The 7,411-nt window shown below is 69.1% G+C and carries 9 protein-coding genes; 6 read left to right on the forward strand and 3 right to left on the reverse strand.

The annotated features are described in order from the left end of the window. Positions 1-122 precede the first annotated feature (122 nt). Both recR and AOK24_RS37875 read left to right on the forward strand, forming a co-directional pair. Entirely contained in the window at positions 123-722 is a 600-nt protein-coding gene (gene recR, locus AOK24_RS37870) for a recombination mediator RecR (protein ID WP_055724474.1), read from the forward strand. Between the two features lie 7 nt (positions 723-729). Next, positions 730-1,389: a DUF5063 domain-containing protein gene (locus tag AOK24_RS37875; protein ID WP_055724481.1), complete on the forward strand. Its 660-nt coding sequence runs from the start codon at positions 730-732 to the stop codon at positions 1,387-1,389. Positions 1,390-1,480: 91 nt separating this feature from the next. Here the strand turns inward: AOK24_RS37875 and AOK24_RS37880 are convergent, their stop codons facing one another. Then, a complete protein-coding gene (locus AOK24_RS37880; protein ID WP_055724475.1) occupies positions 1,481-2,317 on the reverse strand; it encodes a PhzF family phenazine biosynthesis protein in 837 nt (278 codons plus the stop codon). Between the two features lie 149 nt (positions 2,318-2,466). On the opposite strand from AOK24_RS37880, the gene AOK24_RS37885 reads away from it, so the two are divergent. Together AOK24_RS37885 and AOK24_RS37890 are read left to right on the forward strand one after the other, a co-directional pair. Then, the gene (locus tag AOK24_RS37885; protein ID WP_055724476.1) at positions 2,467-2,655 is read left to right on the forward strand and encodes a hypothetical protein; all 189 of its coding nucleotides are present in this window, start codon (positions 2,467-2,469) and stop codon (positions 2,653-2,655) included. 144 nt (positions 2,656-2,799) lie between these two features. Beyond that, positions 2,800-3,321, forward strand: a complete 522-nt coding sequence (locus AOK24_RS37890) for an SgcJ/EcaC family oxidoreductase (RefSeq protein WP_055724477.1) — start codon at positions 2,800-2,802, stop codon at positions 3,319-3,321. On the opposite strand, the gene AOK24_RS37895 is transcribed toward AOK24_RS37890, so the two are convergent. Next, positions 3,287-4,669 (reverse strand): HAMP domain-containing sensor histidine kinase, encoded by a 1,383-nt coding sequence (locus tag AOK24_RS37895; RefSeq protein WP_055724478.1) that lies wholly within the window; start codon positions 4,667-4,669, stop codon positions 3,287-3,289. The genes AOK24_RS37890 and AOK24_RS37895 overlap by 35 nt on opposite strands. Then, positions 4,666-5,418, reverse strand: a complete 753-nt coding sequence (locus AOK24_RS37900) for a response regulator transcription factor (RefSeq protein ID WP_055724479.1) — start codon at positions 5,416-5,418, stop codon at positions 4,666-4,668. The genes AOK24_RS37895 and AOK24_RS37900 overlap by 4 nt, the downstream gene beginning before the upstream one ends. 189 nt (positions 5,419-5,607) lie before the next feature. Here AOK24_RS37900 and AOK24_RS37905 point away from each other — a divergent pair, with 189 nt between their 5' ends. Together AOK24_RS37905 and AOK24_RS37910 are read left to right on the forward strand one after the other, a co-directional pair. Next, positions 5,608-6,897 carry an aspartate kinase gene (locus AOK24_RS37905; protein WP_055724480.1) on the forward strand — a complete coding sequence of 430 codons (1,290 nt, stop codon included), beginning with the start codon at positions 5,608-5,610 and terminating at the stop codon, positions 6,895-6,897. A gap of 16 nt (positions 6,898-6,913) precedes the next feature. Further along, positions 6,914-7,411, forward strand: a 498-nt coding sequence (locus AOK24_RS37910) for an aspartate-semialdehyde dehydrogenase (protein WP_276206883.1), incomplete at its 3' end; no start/stop codon positions are given.

Genomic DNA, 7,411 nt, shown 5'->3' on the forward strand with positions numbered 1-7,411 from the left:
GTACTACCCGGGGACTACTTCCCCGGGGCCCGACCGGTCTGTTCACGCCGGTCGCCTTTCTGGGAGGGGCACCCGGCAACTACCGTACGCACTGAAGGAACCCCAGGAAGGACGGCAGTCCGTTGTACGAAGGCGTGGTCCAGGACCTCATCGACGAGCTGGGTCGGCTGCCCGGCGTCGGTCCCAAGAGCGCGCAGCGGATCGCCTTCCACATCCTCCAGGCGGAACCGACGGACGTACGCCGCCTCGCGCACGCCCTGCTGGAGGTCAAGGCGAAGGTCCGCTTCTGCGCGACCTGCGGAAACGTCGCGCAGGAAGAGCTGTGCGGCATCTGCCGCGACCCCCGCCGCGACGCCACGGTGATCTGCGTGGTCGAGGAGCCGAAGGACGTCGTCGCGATCGAGCGCACGCGGGAGTTCCGCGGCAAGTACCACGTCCTGGGCGGCGCGATCAGCCCCATCGAGGGCGTAGGACCCGACGACCTGAGGATCAGGGAGCTCCTGGCCCGCCTCGCGGACGGCACGGTCACCGAGCTCATCCTCGCGACCGACCCCAACCTTGAGGGTGAGGCGACGGCGACGTACCTCGCCCGCATGATCAAGCCCATGGGCCTGAAGGTCACCCGCCTGGCCAGCGGCCTCCCGGTGGGTGGCGACCTGGAATACGCGGACGAGGTGACCCTCGGCCGCGCCTTCGAGGGGAGACGACTCCTAGATGTCTGACGTCACGATGCCCGACGCCACGCTGCACGCGACCGGCCTGAACCCGGACGACTTCGCGGTCCAGATCGCCGACCAGGTGGAGAGTTTCCTGGTCGCGGTCACGGAGGTCGCCAAGGGCGACGAACCCGGTTCCGCGGTCCCGTTCCTCCTCCTGGAGGTCAGCCAACTCCTGCTGGCCGGCGGCCGGTTGGGCGCCCATGAGGACATCGTCCCGGACGAGCGGTACGAGCCCGACGCGGGCCCGGACGCCGACGTCGACGAACTCCGCGAGAACCTCGCCCGCCTCCTGGAGCCGGTCGACGTCTACTCCGAGGTCTTCGACCCGTACGAGCCCCGCAAGGCCCCGGTCCCGGCCCGCATCTCCGACGACCTCGCCGACGTCATCACCGACCTGCGCCACGGCATGGCCCACTACCGCGCGGGCCGTACGACCGAGGCGCTGTGGTGGTGGCAGTTCTCGTACTTCTCCAACTGGGGTACGACGGCCTCGGCGACCCTGCGCGCCCTGCACTCGGTCCTCGCGCACATCCGCCTCGACCAGCCCCTCGCCGAGCTGGACGGCCTCGACACCGACCAGGCCGTGGGCGACGAGACCCTGGAGATCGAGGCGGGCCGCGTGATGACGGAGGAGATCGCGCAGCCGCTGGGCCTGAAGGCCCCGAAGTAGGGGGTACCGGGGGTACCCCGGAGGGACATCGAGGGGTGGGCGCCACCGGGCGGACCGCCCGCGCCCACCCCTCGGCGCACTCGGACGGGGATCAGATGGAGACCGCCGTCCCCGTCACCCCGATCCCGCTGCCCAGGTCGCGGGGAACCGTCACCGTGAGCCTGCTGGGCCGCCCCATGTCCACCCCCTGATGGATCGTCAAAGTCGCGGGCACGTCGACCAGTTCGAGTTCCCGCAGATACCCCCCGAACGCGGCAGCCGCCGCGCCCGTCGCCGGATCCTCCACAACTCCCCCCGGTGGGAAGGGATTCCGCGCGTGGAAGACGGTCTCCGACTCCCGCCACACCAGCGCGACGGTCGTCCACGAGCGGCGGGCCATGAGCTCGCCGAGCGCCCCCATGTCGTAGTCCAGATCGGCGAGCCGGCCCCGCTCGGCGACGGCGACGACGGGGTGCCAGGCGCCGCCGTACGCCACGCGCGGCGGTAGCGCGGGGTCGAGGTCGTCGGCCTTCCAGCGCAGCGCCGCGAGCAGCTCGGAGAGGTCGTCAGGCGTCAGCTCGGCGGTGCGCGGCGGCACGCTCTCCAGCGTCGCCACGGTCGAACCCCCCTCGTCCACCGAGGTGTTGACGGACACCTCGCCCGCAGGGGTGCGCAGCCGCAGCAGCCCCGTCCCGTGCCGGTCGGCGTGTGCGACGGCCAGCGCGATCGTCGCGTGCCCGCAGAACGGCACCTCGGCGAGCGGGCTGAAGTACCGCACGTCCAGGGCCCCTTCACCCGAGGGAACCGCGAACGCCGTCTCGGAGTAACCGACTTCGGCGGCGACGGCCAGCATGGCCGCGTCGTCCAGCCCGGTCGCGTCGAGGACCACTCCGGCGGGGTTGCCGCCCGAGGGACCGGTGCCGAAAGCCACGTAGCGCAGAACATCCATGCGGCGACCGTACCCGGACCCCCTACCTGGGGTGTAGCCCGCTACACCCCAGGTAGGGGTGTGGGCTCTCTCGTTCCGCGCCCCGGAAGACGGGATCGTCGATCACGCAAGGTCAACCCCACCCGAGATTCCGGAACGAGGGATTTTCCATGAAGTCGCTGCTCTCCTCCCGCCCCGTCCTGTGGTTCCTCTTCCTGTTCAACCTGGTCGTAGCCGCTGCCGCACCCTTCGTGGTCGACGGCACGCAGGGTGTGATGACGGCCGTGGGCATGGGTGTCGTCTCCCTCGGCGCCGGTGTCAGCCTGGTCCGCGACCGCGCCGGCAAGCACACAGCGTGAGGGTGATCGAGTTTTGGAGAGGTCCTGGATCTCTCCTGTACGACGGCTGCACGGGCGCTAACCGGTGAAACGGGAGTCTGGAGTCACTTCCTCCACAGGAGAACCGGAAGGAAGCGAACTAGCCCCAGACGCACTGGAGTTGTGATGAACCGTCGCCGTCCTCGCCCCGTCAGCAAGAGAGCCCTCGTCATCGGTACGGCCTCGCTCGTCGTCGCCGGGAGCATCGGCGCCGGCGTCAGCTTCGCCGGCCCCGAGCACAAGCCCCAGTCCAAGAGGGCGACGAAGGCGCAGATCTCCGGCCTGTTCACCACCTGGAACGCCACGCTGAGGACCGGCGACGCGGAGAAGGTCGCCGACCTCTACGCGGACAACGCGGTCCTGCTGCCGACGGTGTCGAACAAGATCCGCACCGACCACGCCGGCATCGTCGACTACTTCGAGCACTTCCTCGCCAACAAGCCCGTCGGCAAGAAGCTCACGACGATCGTGAACGTGCTCGACGACAACTCCGCGATAGACACCGGCATTTACCAGTTCACGCTCACCGACCCGAAGACGGGCGCGAAGAGCGTCGTCAAGGCCCGCTACACCTACGAGTACGAGAAGCAGCGGGACGGCGACTGGAAGATCGTCAACCACCACTCCTCGAAGATGCCCGAAGGCTGATCGAGACGCACAGGCCACCACCGGGAGCGTCGTTCAGGGCCACCGTGCCTCCGTCGTCCGTCACGAGTTGCTTGACGACGGCGAGGCCGAGCCCCGAACCGCCCCGGCCGGTGAGTCCCTGGCCCCGCCAGAAGCGGTCGAACGCCCTCGACTTCTCCTGGTCCGACATGCCCGGTCCCTCGTCCAGGACCGACAGGACCACCGTCCGCTGGCCCGAATCCCAGCGGGCGGTGCCCCACTTGACGGTGATGGTGCCACCGTCAGGCGAGACCTCCAGGGCGTTGGAGAGCACGTTGTCCAGCACCTGGTCCAGGTGACCGGGGGCGGCCAACACGAGCGGCCGGTCGTCGACACTTCCCCCCACGAGCGCGATGGTGACTCCGCGTTCGTCGGCGGCCGGCCTCCACACCGCCAGTCGTTCGTTCACGATCTCGGCAAGTGGCAGCGGTTCCGCGGCAGTTACCTTCGCCTCGGCCCGCGCGAGCACCAGCAGACCGTTGACCAGGCGGCTCATGCGGACGACTTCCGCGGTCGCCTGCTCGACGTCCTCGCGGACGAATTCGTCGTCGACGCCGTCGGCGATATTGTCCAGCGAAAGCCTCAACGCCGTGAGCGGTGTGCGGAGTTGGTGCGAGGCGTCCGCGACGAAGATGCGCTGCGAGGCGATCAGCGTGTCGAGCCGCTCGCCCGCCTGGTTCAGGGTGCGGGCGAGCGTCCGGGTCTCCTGGGGGCCCGTCTCAGGGGTACGGGCTGTCAGGTCGCCGTCGCTGAACTTGGTTGCCATGTCGTTGAGTTGGCGCAGCGGCCGGGTGAGCCGGCGGGCCACCACGGCGCCGATCACGGCGGCCACACCGAGGACGGCGGCGGCGAGTCCGGCCCGGAAACCCCAGATGTTCCACAGGCGGTTGGTCATGCCGTGCGTCGAGTAGACGATCCGTACGGCGCCGACGACCTCGCCGCGCGCCTTCGCGGGGACGGTGATCGTCAGTTCGTCGCCCCAGATGAAGTCCGAACCCCAGTCGGTGGTGTCCTTGCCCCGGCCGAGCGCCCGCTCCAGGGCCTGGCCGGCCTTCGGGCGGGGCAGCGGGGCCGCGCAGTCGGCGGTCGCCGTGACCTGGACGTCGTCCTTGGTCTCCTTGGCGTACGCGCGGGCGAGCTGGGTCAGCGCCTGGCAGGACGCGGTGTCGCCGTTGCTGAGCAGCACCGCCATCGTCGTCGCCTCCCGCTTCACGGACAGCTCGGTGTCGTCCCGGAGCTGGTTGGTGAGGGTGAAGGCGACGGGGAAGGTGAACAGGCCGATCGCGCCGGCGACGAGGAGTACGTAGCTGAGGATGAGCTGGCGGATCATACCGAGGTATCCCCCGGGGCACCCGTAGTACCCGTAGTACCCGCACTGCCTGTAGTACCCGCAGTACCCGCAGTACCCGTACCACCGACGATCTCCAGCCGGAACCCCACCCCGCGCACCGCCTCGATGGTGATGGCTCCCGCCAGCTTCCTGCGCAGCGCCGCCACATGGACGTCCAGCGTCTTCGTCGGCCCGAACCAGTTCGCGTCCCAGACGGCCTCCATGATCTGCTCCCGGGTCATCAGCGCCCCCGGCTCCTCGGTGAGGAAGGCGAGCAGGTCGTACTCCTTGGGAGCCAGCGACACCTCCTCCCCGTTGAGCCGGACCCGCGCCGCCTTGCGGTCGACGGTGAGGCCGGGACCGTACCGGTCGGGCCCCGCCTCGGCGGGCGTACGCGGCTGGACCCGCCGCATGACGGCCCTTATCCGCGCGATGACCTCCCGTACCCCGAACGGCTTGGAGACGTAGTCGTCGGCGCCGAGTTCGAGCCCGACGACCCGGTCCGTCTCGTCGCTGCGGGCGCTGATGACGATGATCGGTACGTCGCTGCGGGCGCGCAGCGCCTTGCAGACGTCGAGTCCGTCGGTGTCGGGCAGCCCGAGGTCGAGGAGGACGACGTCGTGGGGGTCGGTGTGGGCGAGCGCGGCGGCGCCGGTCATCACCCAGTCCACCTCGAAGCCGTACCGCTTCAGCCCGCGCCGCAGGGATTCCGCTACGGGCTCGTCGTCTTCCACCAGAAGTACGCGCACAGCGGCACCCTAGTGCTTGAAACTTAATTCACAGCAATCACGCGCGTAACCCGTAGTACCTGGGTACTAGCTCCCTCGGACCAGACCGGAAACGAGCGTCGGATATCTCACCATGCGATACCCCGGAGGGGGAATTCGGACGCTCGTTAGACTGACCGGTGCAATCGACTAACTGAGCGAGGAGCGCACGTGGGCCTTGTCGTGCAGAAGTACGGAGGCTCATCCGTAGCCGATGCCGAGGGCATCAAGCGCGTCGCCAAGCGGGTCGTGGAAGCGAAGAAGAACGGCCACCAGGTGGTCGTCGTCGTTTCCGCGATGGGCGACACGACGGACGAGCTGATCGATCTCGCCGAGCAGGTGTCTCCGATGCCCGCCGGGCGTGAGTTCGACATGCTGCTGACCGCCGGAGAGCGGATCTCCATGGCCCTGCTGGCGATGGCGATCAAGAACCTGGGCCACGAGGCCCAGTCCTTCACCGGCAGCCAGGCAGGCGTCATCACCGACTCCGTCCACAACAAAGCCCGGATCATCGACGTCACGCCCGGCCGCATCCGCGAGTCGCTCGACAGGGGCAACATCGCGATCGTCGCCGGATTCCAGGGCGTCAGCCAGGACAAGAAGGACATCACCACGCTCGGCCGGGGTGGCTCCGACACCACGGCCGTCGCCCTCGCCGCCGCGCTCCAGGCCGAGGTCTGCGAGATCTACACCGACGTCGACGGCGTGTTCACCGCCGACCCGCGCGTGGTGAAGAAGGCCCGCAAGATCGACTGGATCCACTTCCAGGACATGCTGGAGCTGGCCTCGTCCGGCTCCAAGGTATTGCTCCATCGGTGTGTGGAGTACGCCCGCAGGTATGACATCCCGATCCACGTCCGCTCCAGCTTCAGCGGGTTGCAGGGCACGTGGGTCAGCAGCGAGCCGCTCGCTGCGAAGACACAGCAAGGGGACCAGAAGGTGGAGCAGGCCATCATCTCCGGTGTCGCGCACGACACCTCCGAGGCCAAGATCACGGTCGTCGGCGTGCCGGACAAGCCGGGCGAGGCCGCCGCGATCTTCCGGACGATCTCGGATGCCGAGATCAACATCGACATGATCGTGCAGAACGTCTCCGCCGCCGCGACCGGGCTGACGGACATCTCCTTCACGCTCCCCAAGTCCGAGGGCCGCAAGGCGATCGACGCGCTGGAGAAGAACCGCGCCGGGATCGGCTTCGAATCCCTGCGCTACGACGACCAGATCGGCAAGATCTCGCTGGTCGGCGCGGGGATGAAGACCAACCCCGGCGTCACCGCTGACTTCTTCACCGCGCTGTCCGACGCTGGCGTGAACATCGAGCTGATCTCGACATCCGAGATCCGCATCTCGGTCGTCACCCGCGCCGACGACGTGAACGAGGCCGTCCGCGCCGTCCACTCGGCGTTCGGCCTCGACTCCGACAGCGACGAGGCCGTGGTCTACGGCGGCACCGGACGATGAGCGGAGGCTCTGTCCGATGACCGTACGACCGACGCTCGCGGTCGTGGGAGCGACCGGGGCCGTCGGCTCGGTCATGCTCACGATCCTCTCCCAGCGCGCCGACGTCTGGGGCGAGATCCGTCTCGTCGCCTCCCCGCGCTCGGCCGGCCGCAAGCTGACCGTGCGCGGGGAGGAGACCGAGGTCGTAGCCCTTTCGGAGGAGGCGTTCGACGGGGTCGACGTCGCGATGTTCGACGTCCCCGACGAGGTCGCCGCGCGCTGGGCGCCGGTCGCCGTCGCGAAGGGCGCGGTCGTCGTCGACAACTCCGGCGCCTTCCGGATGGAGCCCGACGTACCCCTCGTCGTACCCGAGGTGAACCCGCACGCCGCCCGGGTCCGCCCGCGCGGCATCGTCTCCAACCCCAACTGCACGACGCTGTCGATGATCGTCGCCCTCGGCGCGCTGCACGCCGAGTTCGGGCTGCGGGAGCTGGTGGTCTCGTCGTACCAGGCGGTCAGCGGGGCGGGCCGGGAG

This window comes from Streptomyces niveiscabiei, assembly GCF_001419795.1.
Taxonomy (GTDB): domain Bacteria; phylum Actinomycetota; class Actinomycetes; order Streptomycetales; family Streptomycetaceae; genus Streptomyces; species Streptomyces niveiscabiei.